Annotated in this window: 13 protein-coding genes; 11 read left to right on the forward strand and 2 right to left on the reverse strand. The window is 32.2% G+C overall.

Features of this window, described 5'->3' with window-relative positions; genetic code table 11:
• Positions 1-92: 92 nt before the first annotated feature.
• From IU405_RS09240 to IU405_RS09270, 7 genes are all read left to right on the forward strand, one after another.
• Positions 93-3,050, forward strand: a complete 2,958-nt coding sequence (locus IU405_RS09240) for an amidohydrolase family protein (protein ID WP_197438322.1) — start codon at positions 93-95, stop codon at positions 3,048-3,050.
• Positions 3,051-3,056: 6 nt separating this feature from the next.
• Positions 3,057-4,352 (forward strand): amidohydrolase family protein, encoded by a 1,296-nt coding sequence (locus IU405_RS09245; protein WP_197438344.1) that lies wholly within the window; start codon positions 3,057-3,059, stop codon positions 4,350-4,352.
• Between the two features lie 220 nt (positions 4,353-4,572).
• Complete coding sequence (locus IU405_RS09250) at positions 4,573-5,358, forward strand: TrmH family RNA methyltransferase (protein ID WP_197438323.1); 786 nt, start codon at positions 4,573-4,575, stop codon at positions 5,356-5,358.
• A gap of 3 nt (positions 5,359-5,361) precedes the next feature.
• The gene (locus IU405_RS09255) at positions 5,362-6,594 is read left to right on the forward strand and encodes a M48 family metallopeptidase (protein WP_197438324.1); all 1,233 of its coding nucleotides are present in this window, start codon (positions 5,362-5,364) and stop codon (positions 6,592-6,594) included.
• 68 nt (positions 6,595-6,662) lie between these two features.
• Positions 6,663-8,891 (forward strand): RelA/SpoT family protein, encoded by a 2,229-nt coding sequence (locus IU405_RS09260; RefSeq protein ID WP_197438345.1) that lies wholly within the window; start codon positions 6,663-6,665, stop codon positions 8,889-8,891.
• Between the two features lie 70 nt (positions 8,892-8,961).
• Positions 8,962-9,411 carry a Fur family transcriptional regulator gene (locus IU405_RS09265; RefSeq protein ID WP_197438325.1) on the forward strand — a complete coding sequence of 150 codons (450 nt, stop codon included), beginning with the start codon at positions 8,962-8,964 and terminating at the stop codon, positions 9,409-9,411.
• A gap of 29 nt (positions 9,412-9,440) precedes the next feature.
• On the forward strand, positions 9,441-10,712 hold the full coding sequence (locus IU405_RS09270; protein WP_197438326.1) for an adenylosuccinate synthase: 1,272 nt from the start codon (positions 9,441-9,443) through the stop codon (positions 10,710-10,712).
• Between the two features lie 47 nt (positions 10,713-10,759).
• On the opposite strand, the gene IU405_RS09275 is transcribed toward IU405_RS09270, so the two are convergent.
• Complete coding sequence (locus IU405_RS09275; protein WP_197438327.1) at positions 10,760-12,202, reverse strand: pyridoxal phosphate-dependent decarboxylase family protein; 1,443 nt, start codon at positions 12,200-12,202, stop codon at positions 10,760-10,762.
• Between the two features lie 111 nt (positions 12,203-12,313).
• Here IU405_RS09275 and IU405_RS09280 point away from each other — a divergent pair, with 111 nt between their 5' ends.
• From IU405_RS09280 to IU405_RS09290, 3 genes are all read left to right on the forward strand, one after another.
• Positions 12,314-13,042 (forward strand): hemerythrin domain-containing protein, encoded by a 729-nt coding sequence (locus IU405_RS09280; RefSeq protein WP_197438328.1) that lies wholly within the window; start codon positions 12,314-12,316, stop codon positions 13,040-13,042.
• Positions 13,043-13,116: 74 nt separating this feature from the next.
• Positions 13,117-14,739 (forward strand): OstA-like protein, encoded by a 1,623-nt coding sequence (locus IU405_RS09285; RefSeq protein WP_231749647.1) that lies wholly within the window; start codon positions 13,117-13,119, stop codon positions 14,737-14,739.
• Between the two features lie 3 nt (positions 14,740-14,742).
• A complete protein-coding gene (locus tag IU405_RS09290) occupies positions 14,743-15,936 on the forward strand; it encodes an aspartate aminotransferase family protein (protein WP_197438329.1) in 1,194 nt (397 codons plus the stop codon).
• Between the two features lie 71 nt (positions 15,937-16,007).
• On the opposite strand, the gene guaB is transcribed toward IU405_RS09290, so the two are convergent.
• Entirely contained in the window at positions 16,008-17,483 is a 1,476-nt protein-coding gene (gene guaB, locus IU405_RS09295; protein ID WP_197438347.1) for an IMP dehydrogenase, read from the reverse strand.
• A 143-nt stretch (positions 17,484-17,626) separates the two neighbouring features.
• Here guaB and IU405_RS15820 point away from each other — a divergent pair, with 143 nt between their 5' ends.
• Positions 17,627-18,763: a ParA family protein gene (locus tag IU405_RS15820; RefSeq protein ID WP_197438330.1), complete on the forward strand. Its 1,137-nt coding sequence runs from the start codon at positions 17,627-17,629 to the stop codon at positions 18,761-18,763.
• Positions 18,764-18,967: the final 204 nt, after the last annotated feature.

The raw sequence follows: 18,967 nt of genomic DNA on the forward strand, positions 1-18,967 counted from the left end.
TTTATGTTAAAGTGAATTTAAAATCCCTCAATCCAAAATCAACTCGATAAATTTAGAACCAATTCAAAATAATTCACATAATTCAAACATTTATGAAAAAACTACTTTTTGTGCTCTTTTTCTTGTCGATTTCTTTAGCAAATGCTCAAGATTACTTTCCGACAAATTCTGGAGTAAAAACCTCCAAAAGCAATTTAGTTGCTTTTACAAATGCCACCATTTATGTCACACACGAACAAATTATCCAAAAAGGAACTTTGTTAGTGAAAGATGGAAAAGTTGCCGAAGTTGGAAAATCAGTAAAAATTCCAACTGGCGCAAAAATCATTGATTTGGATGGAAAAATGATCTATCCATCATTTATTGATATTTATTCCGATTTTGGAATTGCAAAACCAAAAAGAAATCCTTCAGATTCAAGATCTTCTCAATACGAAGCTGAAAGAGAAGGCTATTATTGGAATGACCACATTCGTCCTGAAACCAATCCCATTAGCGATTTTAAATTCGATAACAAAAAAGCAACAGAGCTTTTAAATGCTGGATTTGGTGCTGTGAATACTCATTTGCAAGATGGAATTATTCGTGGAAATGGCTTGTTAGTCGCTTTAAATCCAAACACTACGAATGCTTACCGAATTTTAGATACCAAATCAGCACAGTTTTTATCATTCAATAAAAGTGTGCAATCAAGACAATCTTACCCTGCTTCAAGAATGGGTGCTATGGCTTTGTTGCGTCAAGTGTATTTGGATGCAGATTGGTATGCCAAAGGAAATATGAAAAACAAAGATTTGGCTTTAGAAGCGTTAAACAAGAATAAAAATTTAGTACAAATTTTTGAAACTGGTGATCATTTAGATGCTGTGAGAGCTGATAAAGTGGGTGATGAATTTGGAATTCAATATACAATTGTGGGTTCTGGAGATGAATTTGAACGCATCAATGACATCAAAAAGACAAATGCTACGTTCATTATTCCAATTGATTTTACAACTCCTTTTGATGTTTCAAATCCGTTGTTGGCTGAACAAATTTCTTTAAGAGACATGCGTAAATGGAATCAAGATCCTTCAAATTTGGCTGTTTTAGAAAAAAATGGAGTGCCATTTGCGTTGACAACTTACAAATTAAAATCAGCTGAAACCTTTCATAAAAATTTGCAAAAAGCAATTGAATATGGTTTTGATAAAAAAACAGCTTTGGCTTCGTTGACCACAATTCCTGCAAAAATTATTGGAAATGCAACTGTCGGAAATTTGAACAAAGGAAGCTTTGCTAATTTCATTATCACTTCAGGAGATGTTTTTGACGCTTCATCAACCATTCATGAAAATTGGGTTCAAGGTGAACAAAATATCATTAATGATATGAATATCAAGGATATTACTGGTGAGTATATGCTCTCTGTAAATGGTAAAAATTACGATTTATCCATCACAGGAAAAGGGGCAAAACAAGCAGGAACTATCAAATTAGAAGACAAAAAAATCACTTCAAAATTCTCTTTTCAAAACGATTGGGTTGAAATCACTTTGGATGATGAGGGTTACACTCGTTTGATGGGAAAAATTATCAATGCTGCCAATGTGATGGAAGGAAGTGCTTTTGATACAAAAGGCAACAAAACTTCTTGGTCCGCAAGTAAAAAAGTAGCCAAAGAAGAAGCAAAAAAGAAAGACGAAAAATCATCAGACAAAGAAATTTTAGTGATGCCCGTAAGTTTTCCAAATGTTGGATTTGGAAATTATACACAGCCAACATCTGAATCGATTTTAATTAAAAACGTTACTGTTTGGACTAGTGAAGATGCTGGAATTTTAGAAAACACCGACGTTTTATTAAAAGACGGAAAAATTGCTAAAATTGGTAAAAATCTTTCTACGAAAGGTGTTGTAGAAATAGATGGAACAGGCAAACATTTAACAGCAGGAATCATTGACGAGCATTCGCATATTGCTACATCAGCCGTTAATGAAGGTGCTCATAATTCCTCTGCGGAAGTTACCATTGAAGATGTGGTTGATCCAACAGACATCAATATTTATAGAAATATTTCAGGAGGAACCACTACTGCTCAAATCTTACATGGTTCTGCAAATCCAATTGGAGGACGTTCAGCCATCATCAAACTAAAATGGGGAGAAAATGCTGAAAATATGATTTATAAAAACTCTCCAAAGTTCATCAAATTTGCTTTGGGAGAAAATGTAAAACAATCCAGAAGTACGAATGGTACTCGTTTTCCACAATCAAGAATGGGTGTTGAACAGGTTTTTGTAGATTATTTTACCAGAGCTAAAGAATATGAAACCTTGAAAAAAAGTGGGCAAGCTTTTAGAAAAGATATTGAAATGGAAACGTTGTTAGAAATTTTAAATGGTGAACGTTTTATTTCTTGTCATTCTTATGTGCAATCAGAAATCAATATGTTGCTGAAAGTCGCAGAAAAATTCAATTTTAAAATCAACACGTTTACGCATATTTTAGAAGGATATAAAGTGGCTGATAAAATGGCAAAACATGGAGTTGGTGGTTCTACTTTTTCAGATTGGTGGGCTTATAAATATGAAGTAATTGATGCAATTCCTTACAATGCTGCTATCATGCACAATGCTGGAGTAACAGTAGCCATCAATTCTGATGACCGAGAAATGTCAAGAAGACTAAATCAAGAAGCTGCAAAAACAGTAAAATATGGAGGCATTTCTGAATTAGAAGCATGGAAAATGGTGACCATCAATCCTGCAAAATTGTTGCATATTGATGATAAAGTTGGTAGTATCAAAGAAGGAAAAGAAGCAGATGTTGTATTGTGGAGCAGTCATCCAATGTCAATCTACACAAAAGTTGAAAAAACAATTATTGATGGAAAAGTATTTTTTGATGTGAATGAAGATGTGAAAAAACGGGAAGCTATCAAAGAAGAAAAAAGCAACTTAATCAATATGATGCTGAAAGAAAAAATGGGAGGAGCACAAACAAGAGTTCCTATGAAAAGAGAAGATCGCAATTTTCACTGTGATACATTAGAAGAAACTAAAAGTTAAAAAATGATGAAAAATATAATAAAAATCGTACTGTTTTTTGCTTTTGTAGGAAACATAGTTGCACAACAAACACCAGCATCAAAACAAACCACCGCTTTTTCTATTGAAGGCGCAACAGCACACTTAGGCAATGGTCAAGTAATTGAAAATTCATTGATTATGTTTGCTGACGGAAAAATCACTTTTGTAGGAAGTGCCATGATGAAAATTGCCAGAATGGGAACAATCATCAATGCAACAGGAAAACACATTTATCCAGGATTTATAGCATTGGATGCCACTTTAGGTTTGGTAGAAATCGATGCTGTAAAAGCCAGTGATGATGAAAGCGAAATTGGGATTATGAATCCACATGTTCGCAGTTTAATTGCCTACAATGCTGAAAGCAAATTGGTGGAATCTATGAGGCCAAATGGCGTTTTGATGGCGCAAATTGTTCCTAGAGGAGGTACAATTTCAGGGACTTCTTCAGTGGTTCAAATGGATGCTTGGAATTGGGAAGATGCAGTTATTAAAGTTGATGACGCAATTCATTTAAATTGGCCAGGAAGCTTTACGAGTGGAAGATGGTGGTTAGGAGAAGATCCTGCATTGAAACCAAATCCTGAATATCCAAAAAATGTTGATAAAATAAAGAGCTTTTTGACAGATGCGAAACAATATGTAGCTTCAAAATCGGATAAAATGCATTTGCCATTTGCAGCAACAAAAGGACTTTTTGATGGTTCTCAAAAATTCTTTATTCATGTAAATGGTGAAAAAGAAATCACAGATGCCATCACAATGAGCAAAGAAATGGGTATTCATAATTTGGTAATTGTTCGTGGTGAAGGAGCTGAAAAAGTAACAGATTTGTTAGTAAAAAATAACGTTCCTGTAATAATTAACAGACCTCATAGAAATTCAAATAGCGAAGATGATGCCTATGATGAAACCTATACAATCGCAAAAAGATTGATAGATAAAGGCGTATTAGTTGGTCTTGGAATGGAAGGACAAATGGATAGAATGAATACTAGAAACTTGCCTTTTTACGCAGGAACTTTTGCAGCTTTTGGTTTGGAAAAAGAAAAAGCAGTACAGCTAATTACTGGAGATGCAGCAAAAATTTTAGGCATTGATGCATTTGCAGGAACTTTGGAAGTAGGAAAAGATGCTACACTTTTTATTTCTGAAGGAGATGCTTTAGATATGAGAACCAATCAAATTTCGGAAGCTTATATCCAAGGAAGGAAAATTAGTTTGGAAAGTCATCAAACTACTTTGTGGAAACGCTATGCTGAAAAATTCAAATCAGAATAGAATACTCTTTAAGTAAAACTTATTGAAAAAAAAAGGCTCGCAAATTGCGAGCCTTTTTTATGAAGACATTTGATGACTTTAAAAAACCTATTTCTTTTTCTAACAAAATTTCCCAAACTGAAAGATATTTTTATGGTAAAATTAAAGTCATTACAAATATTAAAAAGTTTATAGTAGCTTAAAATACCTACAATTAGGTATTTTTGTGTTTTTAAAATCCATGAAAGAAATCACTAGTATTCAGAATCCTTTTATCAAAAATTTGCTCAAATTGCAAGAAAAAGCCAGAGAACGAAAAAAGCAAGGGCTTTTTTTGATTGAGGGAAAAAGAGAAATTGAATTGGCAAAAAAAGGCGGTTACGAAATCACTTCCCTCCTATTTTTGACTGATAAAAAGGACGAAAATCTTTTACTTGATTTTCCAACCGCTGAACAAATCATGATTTCTCAAGAAATCTATGACAAACTTGCTTATAGAAAAACTACGGAAGGAATTTTAGCAATCGCAAAAACAAAATCTTTATCTCTTTCTGAGATACAACTCTCAGAAAATCCATTAATTTTAGTGGCTGAAAGTATTGAAAAACCTGGAAATATTGGAGCCATTTTACGCACTGCAGATGCTGCAAATATTGATGCTGTATTGATTGCTGATGCTAAAAGCGATGTGTACAATCCCAATATAATTCGTTCAAGTGTGGGTTGCGTTTTTACGAATCAAATTGCCATAGGAACTTCTGAAGAAATTATAGCTTTTCTTCAAGAAAAAAACATTCAAATTTTTGCAGCAACTTTGCAAAATTCGAATGCTTACCATCAAGAAAATTATACAAAATCGGCAGCCATTGTTGTAGGAACAGAAGATACTGGTTTGACTGAAATTTGGCGCACAAATGCCACTCAAAACATCAATATTCCTATGGAAGGAATGATTGATTCTATGAACGTTTCTGTAGCAGCTGCAATTCTTTTATTTGAAGCAAAAAGACAACGAAATTTTAAATAACTTATGAATTCTGATATTTTATTTTACATTATTATCGGCATTTTAATCATTGATTTTCTGTTTGATTTGTACTTAGATTTTCTAAATCAGAGAAAATATGATGATGAAATCCCCGAAAAATTATCAGATGTGTATGATGAAGATGCCTATAAAAAATCGCAAGCTTATAAAAAAGGAAATGCCCGTTTTTCAAGAATCACTTCTTTATTTTCAATCACTTCAACATTGTTGTTTTTCTTTTTTGAGGGATTCAAATTCGTAGATGAATTGGCGAGATTGTATACAAACAATGCCATTTTAGTGGCGTTGATTTTCTTTGGAATTATCCTTTTGGGTTCTGATATTTTAACAACGCCATTCTCCTATTACAAAACATTTGTCATCGAAGAAAAGTTTGGATTTAACAAAATGACTCGCAAAACTTTTTGGTTAGACAAACTAAAAAGTTGGTTGATGAGTATCATTTTAGGTGGGGGAATTTTAGCAATCATCATGGTATTTTATCAATTTTCTGGAGAATATTTTTGGATATATACTTGGATTTTCATTGCTGTATTTAGCATTTTTATGAATCTATTTTATGCCAAATTGATTGTCCCTATTTTCAACAAACAAACTCCATTAGAAGAGGGAGAATTGAAATCGGCAATAGAATCCTATGCGCAAAAAGTGGGTTTTACCTTGCAAAATATCTTTGTAATTGATGGTTCAAAACGCTCTACAAAAACAAATGCATATTTTTCTGGTTTTGGTTCTCAAAAAAGAATTACGTTGTTTGACACCTTAATCAATGATTTAGAAACCGAAGAAATCGTGGCTGTTTTAGCACATGAAGTAGGACATTACAAACGAAAACATATCATTTATAATTTAGTAATTTCTACAGTAATTACTGGTTTTATGCTTTATTTGTTGTCACTTTTTATTAGTTCGCCATTATTGTCAAATGCTTTGAGCGTTTCAACACCTAGTTTTCATATTGGAATGATTGCTTTTGGAATTTTGTATTCACCAATCTCCGAAATCACTGGAATATTTATGAATATGCTCTCAAGAAAATTTGAATATCAAGCAGATAATTATGCAAAAAATACCTTTGATGGTCGCTATTTAATTTCATCACTCAAAAAATTATCTAAAAATAGTTTGAGCAATTTAACGCCACATAAAGCATACGTTTTTGTGCATTATTCTCATCCAACTTTATTGCAACGAATTGAAAATTTAGAATCCTAATTGTTGTATATTACAATTCAAATTAGTAACTTCACTAATGATTTAAAAAAAATCAATATATGCTTGCAATGCAATATACTGCCTCCTTAGAAGAAGAAAATAAAGAAATTGCAAATCGTTACAAAGATTTGCTAAAAGGTACTTATGAAGTGCTGTCAAAAGAAGATAAAGAACTCATCAGAAAAGCATTTGACATTGCTGTTGATGCACATTCCAAACAACGCAGAAAAACGGGGGAACCTTATATTTTTCATCCCATTGCAGTTGCTAAAATTGTAGCCAAAGAAATTGGTTTGGGAGCTGTTTCTATTGCTGCTGCTTTGTTACATGATGTTGTGGAAGACACGCATTACACTCTTGAAGATATTGAGCAACAATTTGGAGAAACCATTGCAAGAATTGTTGATGGGTTGACCAAAATTTCGCGTTTAAACAAAGAACAAGACGCTTCTATTCAGGCAGAAAATTTCAGAAAAATGTTGCTGACATTGAATGATGATGTGCGTGTTATTCTGATAAAAATTGCTGACAGATTGCACAATATGCAAACAATGAACGCAATGCCCGAAGACAAACAATTGAAAATTGCTTCGGAAACCTTATACATTTATGCACCTTTAGCTCACAGATTAGGGTTGTATAACATCAAAACTGAATTGGAAGATTTAGGATTAAAATACACTGAACCAGAAGTTTACACTAGTATTGTTTCAAAAATAAAAGAGAGTAAAGAAGAACAGCAAAATTATTTAGAACGATTTACAAATACCCTCAAAAAAGGATTAGATAAAGAAAATTTTTCCTACGAAATCAAAGGACGATTTAAATCTATTTTTTCCATAAGAAGGAAAATGTTGAAGCAAAATGTGACTTTTGAGGAAGTATATGACAAATTTGCCATCAGAATTATTTTCAAACCAGCAACTGAAGATGAAAAATTTGAAGCTTGGAAAATCTATTCCATTGTCACTGATTATTTTAAACCCAATCCTTCTCGTTTACGCGATTGGATTTCTCAGCCAAAAACTACAGGGTATGAAGCATTGCACATTACTGTAATTGGTCCTGATGCTCAATGGGTTGAAGTGCAAATACGTTCAGAACGGATGAATGAAATTGCAGAAAAAGGCTATGCTGCTCATTTTAAATACAAACAAGGAAATGACCATGAAAGTGGATTGGAAAATTGGTTGAACAAATTGAAAGAATCCTTAGAAAATCAAAGTTTGAATGCTGTTGATTTTGTAGAAGAATTCAAATTGAACTTGTATTCCAAAGAAATTTATGTTTTTACACCAAAAGGAGAATTAAAATCCCTTCCCAAAGATGCCACTGCTTTGGATTTTGCGTTTTCAATTCACACAGATATTGGTTTGAAATGTAGGGGTGCAAAAGTAAATGGAAAATTAGTGCCATTAAGTCATACTTTAAACAGTGGTGATCAAATTGAAGTAATTACCACAACCATCAATAAACCCAATACTCGTTGGCTGGATTTTGTGATTACTGCCAGAGCAAAAACCAAGATTCGAGTTGCCTTAAAAGAGGAAGAAAAGAAAATTGCCGAAGAAGGAAAAGCAACACTATCAAGAAAATTACGCCACTTAAAAATACCTTTTAACGAAAAGACAGTCAATGAGTTAGTGAATTATTTCAAATTACGTACAAGCTTTGATTTGTTTTACAGATTTGGAAATGGTGCCATTGACAATACCCAATTAAAAGCTTTTATTGGACAAAGAAATAGTACTTTCTTAAACTTTTTCAAATCTAAATTACGAAGAAGCTCACAAACTGTTCACAAAGAAAATATTGAAGATTCTGATGAAATTACCGAAAAATTTGACGCTCTTGTGTTTGGGAAAGAAGAAGAAAAATTGGATTACAAACTTTCAAAATGTTGCAATCCCATTCCTGGAGATAAAGTTTTTGGATTTTTAACCATCAATGATGGCATCAAAGTGCATAAAGTGAATTGTCCCAATGCCATTTCATTACAGTCGAATTATGCCTACAGAATTATTGCTTCAAAATGGATTGACTCTACCAAACAAGATTTCAATGTGATTTTGCAAATCAATGGTATTGACAAATCTGGTATTGTAAATAATGTAACTCGTGTAATTTCTAACAATATAGGCGTTTTTATCAATAGCATCAATATTGCTGGAAAAGAAGGAGTTTTTGATGGAAAAATATCATTGAGTGTTAAAAATAGTACTCAATTGAACAAATTAATCAAAAGTCTTCAAAAAGTAGAAGGAGTTAAAAATGTAGAACGTGTTAATAGAATGTAAATATCATTGTTATAAAAATTGATATTTATAAAGAAATAACTGTAAATTTGTCGTTTAAATTTTGAAACTCATGAGTAATTCTTTTGAAAATCAAGAAGTCGTTAAGAAAGTTTTTACCTCATACTTAGAAGAAAAAAAGCATCGAAAAACGCCTGAACGTTACGCTATTCTCCAAGAAATTTATAATGCTGACGAGCATTTTGATATTGAATCTTTGTATATCAAAATGAAAAATAAGAATTATAGAGTAAGTAGAGCTACACTTTACAACACGATTGATTTATTATTGGATTGTAATTTGGTGAGAAAACACCAATTTGACGGACAATCCATGGCTCGTTATGAAAAAAGTTATTTTGATAAAAACCACGATCACGTCATCTTTACAGATTCTGGAGAAGTAAAAGAATTTTGCGATCCAAGAATTCAGGTCATCAAAAAAACCATTGAAGAAATTTTTGACATCGATATTCAAAATCATTCCTTATATTTTTACGGAACAAAAAAGAAACACTCTTAATACATATATAATACAAATTAACACAACTAATGGCAGTAGATTTATTACTAGGATTGCAATGGGGAGATGAAGGAAAAGGTAAAATCGTAGATGTTTTAACACAAAACTACGATATTATTGCACGTTTTCAAGGAGGGCCAAATGCAGGACATACTTTAATTTTTGATGGATTCAAACATGTGCTTCATACAATTCCTTCTGGAATTTTTCATAAAACAGCCATGAATGTTGTTGGAAATGGAGTGGTTATTGACCCTGTAATTTTCAAAAAAGAACTAGAAAATTTAGATAAACATAACATTGATTACACCTCTAAATTATTAATTTCAAGAAAAGCTCATTTAATTTTACCAACACATAGATTGTTAGATGCAGCTTCAGAAACCTCTAAAGGAAAAGCAAAAATTGGCTCTACTTTAAAAGGAATTGGCCCAACTTATATGGACAAAACAGGCAGAAATGGAATGCGTGTTGGAGATTTGGAATTGGATAATTGGAAAGAAAAATACGATGCTTTGACTGCAAAACACATCAGTATGTTGAATTATTTTGATGTGCAAGTTGACTATAATTTAAAAGAATTAGAAGCTGAATTTTGCAAAGGAATTGACAAATTACGCACACTTGAATTTATTGATAGTGAGGAATATTTTAGTAATGCCATGAAAAACGGAAAAACTATTTTGGCAGAAGGAGCTCAAGGTTCATTGTTAGATATTGATTTTGGAACCTACCCATTTGTAACTTCTTCTAACACAACTGCTGCAGGAGCTTGCACAGGTTTGGGAGTTGCACCTAACAGAATTGGGGAAGTATATGGAATTTTCAAAGCCTACACAACACGTGTTGGTTCAGGTCCTTTTCCAACAGAATTGTTTGATGAAGTTGGAGAAACTATGGGAAGAGTTGGGAATGAATTTGGAGCAACAACTGGAAGAAAAAGACGCTGTGGTTGGTTAGATTTAATTGCATTAAAATATGCCGTTGAAATCAATGGAGTTACGCAATTAATGATGATGAAAGGAGATGTACTTTCAGGATTCGAAACTTTAAAAATAGCCACTTCCTACAATTATAAAGGAAAGGAAATCAAGCATTTACCATACAACATCGAACCTGAAAATGTAACTGTAAATTACACAGAATTCAAAGGCTGGAAAGCCGATTTAACAGAAATGACTTCTGCAGAATCTTTGCCAAAAAACTTAATAGCGTATATCAATTTTATTGAAAAAGAAACGGGAGTTCCTGTAAAAATTGTTTCAGTGGGACCTGACAGAAAACAAACTATAATGAGATAATATCTCTCAAAAATTATAAAAAAGCATCTTTCTATAAGATGCTTTTTTTATGAAATCTTAGTCCAATCTTTTAAAATTTCCCTCGCAAAAAGCTCACATTGTTCTAAGGTATCTTTCACGTGCTGCAAAGTCGTATTTGGATTGATTAAGCACATTCTGATGACCACTTGATTTTGCAAAATTGTCGTTACAAGCAATGCTTCTTTAGATTCAATGACTTTTTCTGATATTTTTTGATTCAACACATCCAATTCTTTTTCCGATAAAAAACCGTCTAAAGGATGGTATCTAAAATTGATAATTGCCAAAGTTGCAGATGAAATAACTTCCCAATTCGCGCTTTTTCTTAGCAACAATTCTGTTTCCTCTGCCAAGTCAATATTATAGGAAATAGCTTTTCTAAAAGCCAGTAAACCAAATGTTTTGATGGACATATAAAACTTCAATGCTCTAAATCTTCTTGTCAATTGAATGCCATAATCATAAAAATTTATTTCAGATTCATTGCCTTCAATATCTTTCAAATATTCTGGTTTTTCACTGAAAGTATTGCTCAACCAGGATTTGTCTTTTACTAACAAACAACCAATTTCATAGGGCTGAAAAAACCATTTATGAGGATCTACTGTTAAAGAATCTGCTTTTTCAATTCCTTTCAAAGCAATTTTTCCTTTTTCGGACAAAATGGCTGCACCTCCATAAGCTGCATCAATATGAAACCATAAATTTTCTTGTTCACAAATTAGTGCAATGCTATCTAATGAATCCACAGAACCTGTATTAGTTGTACCTGCTGTAGCAATGATACAAAAAGGTTTTTTTCCATGTAATTTGTCTTTTGCAATTTCATTTTTCAATTTATTGATACTGATTTTAAATTCGTTATCAGTGGGAATAATTCGAATTTGATGTTTTTGAAATCCTAAAATTCTGATGGCTTTTATATTGGATGAATGCGCTTGATCTGACAAATATATGATTGCATCCGAAAAATCATCTCCACATTTGATTCTCCTTGCAGTAGTAATTGCCGTTAAATTCGCTAAAGAACCTCCACTTGTATAAATTCCTCCTCCCCTTTTTACAGGAAAATCAAAAATTTTCAACAACCAATTCATAGTTACAATTTCTAATTCTGCAGCTGCAGGAGCCAACATCCAACCCCCAGAAAAAATATTGAATCCTGTTGCCAAAGCATCAGCCATTATGCTGACAAAATTACTAGGACTTGGCACAAAAGAAAACGATTTTGGGTGTGTAGAAATGTTCGAATTGGGAATTACATTTTTCATTACAAAACGTAAAACATCCTCAGCAGGCATGCTTTGTTCAGGTGCTTCTTGCAAAAAAAGTGCATCCATTTCTGTCCTTGAAGCTTTGCTTACGGGCTTTTTTGTATTTAAAGAAGTATAGTGCTGCACTATTTCATCAACTATTTTATACCCAAATGAGGTCATTTCGGTTTGGGTCATTTCAAAAGGTGATTTCATGATGTTCTATTTTGACTACAAAGAAAAATATATGAAAAAACATGGCAACTGATAAATATCATTTTTTTAAATGAAATTTTGAAACAAATTTGCAGTGTAAAACAATAACTTATGAATAATTTAAACACAAAAACTGTTATCGATTTTATGGTTGAGAACATTGCAGCCGCTGAAGTCTTTCAAAAATATGGTATCAATTATTCAAACAATAGTAATTGTAATATTTCCCTGCAAAATCTTTGTCAAAGACATCATTTACAATACGAAGAAATTTTAAAAGAACTGAATTTGCTGAAAGGAAAAGTACCCTATTTGAAAAATTATAATGTGTGGGATTTAGATTTACTCATCAATTTTTTAGTAGAAATTGACCATCCCTTTAAAAAAGAAAATATTTTATTTGTAGAAAAACTGGCAAATAAAATTCTTACGATTCATGGAAAACAACTTTCTGAGGTTGAGAAACTTGCTGATTTGATTCAAAAAATAGCTATTGAAATTCAACATCATATCACTATCGAAGAAAATAAATTGTTCCCCTATATTTTATTTTTGAATTCTCCAGAAAAATATCCTGAAAATAAATTGGAAAAAAAACCATTTTTAGCAGATGTTTTAAAAAAGTTAGAAATACAACATAAAACATTTTTTACGCTGTGGAATCAAATAAAAGAGCACACAAATCACTATCAATTGTATGCAGATATTGACAACAATTTTAAATTGTTACTTTACAAACTGAAACAATTTGAAGAAAAATTGCACAATCACATTCATATTGAAAACAATATTCTTTTTCCAAAAGCCTTAGAATTAGAAAAAAATTATTTGAAAAATTAGGCGTTTTTAAAAAATAACTTTTCATTATCAACTAGCGGATTTCTTTTCATTATTTTTGCCACAAAATAATCATTTTGAAAAGATTTCTAGTATCACTTTTGATGTGTATTTCCATCGTTTCTTTTTCACAAGAAAAGAAAAAACTTACCTATAAAGCTGAAATTCAGGAGGTAAATGATGAAAAATTTCCTGGAGCCAATATTTTAATAGGCAATGTAAAAATGATTCATGATGGTGTTGAATTGACTTGTCAACAGGCGTTGTATTATCAAAAACAAAATTTTTTCAAAGCTTTTGGAAATGTTTTTATCAAACAAGGTGATACCATTACTCAAACCAGTGATTATGCAGATTATGATGCGAATTCAAAACAAGCACTTTCTTGGGGAAAAGTGGTGCTGAAAGACCCAACAATGACGCTTACTACTGATACGTTACAGTTTGATAGAATCAATCAAAAATTGTATTACAGAACCTATGGAACCATTAAAGATGCTACAAATACACTAAAAAGTAAAGTCGGGAATTACTATTTGGAGACCAAAAAATTCATTGCAACAACTAGAGTTACTGTGGTTAATCCTGAACATAAGCTGGAAACCAATCATTTAGATTATTACACGGATACTGGTTTGGCGTATTTATACGGGCCTTCTACGATTACCAATCAAGAAAATAAAAACAAAATTTATTGTGAAAGAGGATTTTACAATACCAAAACGGACGTCTCGCACTTTTTAAAAAATGCGAAAATCTTTTTAAAAGAGCGCACCATTGAAGGCGATAGTTTGTACTATGATAAAAAGCGTGGTTTTGCATCAGCAACCAACAATATTCGAGTTATTGACACCGTAGAAAATTTTGTTTCTAAAGGAAATTATGCAGAGTTTTTTGAGAAAAAGGATTCTCTTTTTATCATTAAAAAAGCAGTTGCCATTTCCATTATCGAAAAAGATTCCATGTTTGTTCATGGAGATACACTTTTGGTGACTGGAAAACCAGATAAACGCATCATCAGAACTTATCACAATGTGAAAATATTTAAATCGGATTTACAAGGAAAATGCGATTCTATTTACACAAATCAAGAAACTGGTTTTACAAAAATGTATCGAAATCCTGTGATTTGGTCGGAACAAAATCAAATTACGGGCGATTCTATTTTCTTATTATCCAACAAAGAAACCAAAAAATTAGATTCCTTAAAAGTGTTTGACAATTCGTTTATCATTTCCAAAGATTCTCTTTCCTTGAACGATTTTAATCAAATAAAAGGTCGGAATATGCTGGGTAAATTTGAGAAAAACAAACTACGGATGTTGCATGTTTTGGGAAATGCAGAATCCGTCTATTACAATAGAAACGAACAAACTCAGGTTTTAGAAACGATTACTGTTGAAATTTCGAGCAATATCGAATTTGTGCTTGATAATGGCGAGATTGAAACCATAAAATACTTGACCAAATCCGATGGAAAAACCTATCCTCCATCAAAATTTCCTGATGATTTGAGTAAACTCAAGGGATTTATTTGGCGCGAAGAAGAACAACCCAAAACAAAAGACGACATTTTTATCAATAAAGGTAAAAGAGATACAACTCCTGTAAGAAAAGGAGCTCCACCGAAAAAAGAGGATCTACGAAATTCAAAAAATGCTATAAAAAACGATAAAAAAGCGGATCTTAAAATCAATTAATCCTTGAAATCAGATTTTTTTACATACCAAGCACAAACATCTCCTCATCCATTAGCCATTGAAATTTCGCATGCAAAAGGAAGTTACATTTATGGTTCAGATGGCAAAAAATATTTGGATTTTGTAGCGGGAGTTTCTGCAAATAGTTTGGGACATCATCATCCAAAAGTAACAGAAGCCATTAAAAATCAATTAGATGCTTATACGCATGTGATGGTTTATGGTGAATTTATTCAAAAACCACAAGTTGATTTATGCAAACAATTAGCAGCTACTTTTCCCATTGAAAATGCTGCTGTTTACATTACCAATTCAGGAACAGAAGCCACTGAAGGCGCCATAAAATTAGCCAAAAGAGTCACAAATAGAGGGGAAATTATCGCTGCCAAACAATCTTACCATGGAAATACGCAAGGTTCCATGAGTGTTTCTGGAGTTGAAAAACAAAATCGTGCTTTCAGACCATTGATTCCCGGAATTCGATTTATTGGTTTTAACGAAACCGCTGAAATAGCGCAAATTACTGAACAAACTGCAGCAGTAATTTTAGAAACAATTCAAGGTGGAGCTGGTTTTATTCAGCCAACAAATGGCTATTTTACAAAAGTTAAAAAACGATGTGAAGAAGTTGGAGCATTATTAATTTTGGATGAAATCCAAACTGGAGTTGGAAGAACAGGCACTTTTTGGGGATTTGAAAACTATGATGTCATTCCAGATATGATCATCACAGGAAAAGGTTTGGGTGGAGGAATGCCAATTGGTGCTTTTATTGCTTCGTATGAGCACATGAGTTTGTTGAAAAATAATCCAAAATTAGGACATATTTCTACGTTTGCAGGACATCCCGTGATTGCAGCAGCTGCAAATGCAACCCTACATGAAATTTTAAATTCTGATTTGATGAAAGATTGTTTGCGAAAAGAGCAATTGATTCGTGAAAAATTACAACATCCTATGATTCAAGAAATTCGTGGAAAAGGATTGATGCTCATTGCGCTTTTGGAAACTCCGGAATTGGCTACAAATGTTATTTATAAATGCTTAGATAGAGGATTGATTCTTTTCTTTTTGTTGTTTGAAGGTCGTGCATTGCGAATCACTCCCCCATTGACAATTTCTGATGAGGAAATTGAATTGGGTTGCGAGATTATTATGAATGTTCTTGATGAATTTCAGCATAGTATCAAAAATTAATCAGACAGTAATTTCACGAATTTCACCAATTTTTTAGTGTAATTCGTGAAATTCGTGTCTTAAAATTTCTATTATCTTCTACTGTAATTTGGAGCCTCCTTGGTAATTGCAACATCATGAGGATGACTCTCTACAATTCCACTTGCTGTAATTCTGACAAATTTTCCAGTTTCTTTAAGTGTTTCAATGTCTTTTGCACCACAATATCCCATTCCTGCACGCAAACCACCAATAAATTGGTGAATGCTTTCAAACAAATCACCTTTATAAGGCACACGTCCTACAATTCCTTCAGGAACTAATTTCTTAATATCATCTTCCACATCTTGAAAATAACGATCTTTAGAACCTTGTCTCATGGCTTCTACAGACCCCATTCCTCTATAAGATTTGAATTTTCGTCCTTCATAAATGATGGTTTCTCCTGGTGATTCTTTTGTACCAGCTAATAATGAACCTAACATTACTGAATCTGCGCCTGCTGCAATGGCCTTTGGAATATCACCTGTATATCGAATTCCACCATCAGCAATTACAGGAACTCCACTTCCTTTGATAGCAGCTGCCACTTCTAAAATGGCAGAAAACTGAGGAAATCCAACACCTGCAACCACTCTTGTGGTACAAATAGAACCTGGGCCAATTCCCACTTTCACAGCATCTGCACCAGCTGCAACCAAAAATTGAGCTGCTTCAGCTGTTGCAATGTTTCCAACAACCACATCTAAATTTGGAAATTGTTTTTTCACTTCCATCAATACTTTGGCAACTCCAGCTGTATGACCATGAGCAGTATCAATCACAATGGCATCCACTCCTGCATTTACTAAGGCTTCTGTTCGTTCTAAAGTATCTGCTGTCACTCCTACTGCTGCAGCCACCATCAATCTACCAAAAGAATCTTTATTCGCTATTGGTTTTTGAGTTACTTTGGTAATATCTCTAAAAGTAATCAATCCTTTTAAATGATTATCTTTATCAACAATCAGTAATTTTTCGATTTTATTTTTTTGCAAAATGATTTCTGCATCTTTTAATGAAGTCCCCACATCAGCCGTAATCAAGTTTTCACTGGTCATTACTTCAACTATTGGGCGTTTATCATCATGTTCAAAACGCAAATCTCTATTGGTTACAATTCCTTTCAAAATTCCATTTTCATCAACAATTGGAATTCCCCCAATACTATGTTCGCGCATGTTTGCTTTAGCATCAAAAACAGTGGCTGTTAAAGGCAAAGTAACAGGATCTAAGATCATTCCACTTTCAGCACGTTTCACTTTTCGAACTTCCAACGCTTGCTGTTCAATTGGCATGTTTTTGTGCAAAACTCCAATTCCACCTTCTCTAGCCATAGCAATGGCCAAAGCAGCTTCTGTAACAGTATCCATAGCTGCTGAAACTATAGGAACGTTGATGGTAATATTTCTAGAAAATTTTGTTTGAATACTAACTTCTCTTGGCAATACTGAAGAAAAAGCGGGGACTAAAAGTACGTCATCATACGTTAAGCCTTCTCCAAGTATTTTGTTTTCGTGTGTCATGATGCAATTAAGATTTAATTGCGAGCAAATTTACAATTTTATTTTCAGGTAAAAAATTAAACTAAAAAAGTAATTCAAAAAACTATCTTTTAAACATAAATATTGTAATTTTAAATGCTTTTTTAAATTTCTTTTTTAAAATAAAGATGGGGAAAATTATAGCTATTTGTAATCAAAAAGGTGGTGTAGGTAAAACTACGACTTGTGTTAATTTAGCTTCGTCTTTAGGGATACTAGAATGTAAAGTTTTAGTTATTGATACTGATCCTCAGTCACATGCTTCGTTATCATTTGGTTTTAACTTAACAAGATTAAATAATCCAGCTTTACAAAATATGGATTTTGTTTCGGTAATAAAAAATAACATTAAATCAACAAATTCATTAAACGTTGATCTCTTACCATTTATAGAAGATATAAATTTTTTCGAAAAATCACCTACAATCAGTAGATTTAAGAAAGCTTTGCAAGTTGTCTCTAAATCATATGATTATGTTTTAATAGATTGCGTACCTTTTTTTGTAACAAAAAATTTAGATATTCTTATCAGTTCAAATTCCGTAATTATTCCTGTTCAATGTGATTATTTTGCATTAGAAGGTTTACATAAATTTTTAAAAACTATAAATCACATACAAAAAAACTTTAATCCAAGTTTAGAAATTGAAGGCTTTTTGTTAACAATGTTTGATAAAAGATTAAACTTATCAAAAAGTGTTTTTGATTTTGTTAATGATAATTTTACAATTTTGGTTTTTAAAACTATAATAAATAGAAACAGTTCCATATCTAAAGCCCCAAATTTTGGAAAGACAGTTATAGAATATGACATTAGTAGTAAAGGTGCAACTGATTATTTACTTCTTGCTAATGAAATTATAACCAACAATACCAAAGATATCATAAAAAAAGAAATACCAAAAATTTCAGAAAAAGAAGAAACTAAATTCAATAAAAAGACATTTTTAACCGAAGAAAATAATAATAATTCAAGCTTACAAGTATTAAAAAAACTTCTTAATCCTATTGATGATATTGAACAAGTTGGTCATAAAGTAAAAGGAAATCCTAATAACTTTAGTGTTTTAGTAGGTTTGCATAAAAGTGAAATAATAACAAAACTTGGTGATTATTACAAAAGTTTTTATGGTAATGTTTGGATTTATAAACTAAAAAACAAAAAAATATTTAAAAAAAAATTTTTGTACTTGCATTTTAAGAATGATGTTGTAGATCATATTGGTACCTCTTGGTTTTTAAACGACAAATTCCTATCTAATTAACTTTTTTATGTGTTTTTTTTACATCATTTAAATAGTTTCTCTTATTAAAATGAATTTATTATGCATAGAATCAAATATGTTGCTCAAAATAAAACATGTTTTCCTTTTTACCTATCCCTAAAAGAGCTAACTTAAATCAGATTTATTAACATCAATAAAGCTTTGAGAACGGTTCTTGGAGTTGCAATGTAGAAAGAAGATGGT

This window comes from Polaribacter sp. BAL334, assembly GCF_015767435.1.
Lineage (GTDB): Bacteria > Bacteroidota > Bacteroidia > Flavobacteriales > Flavobacteriaceae > Polaribacter.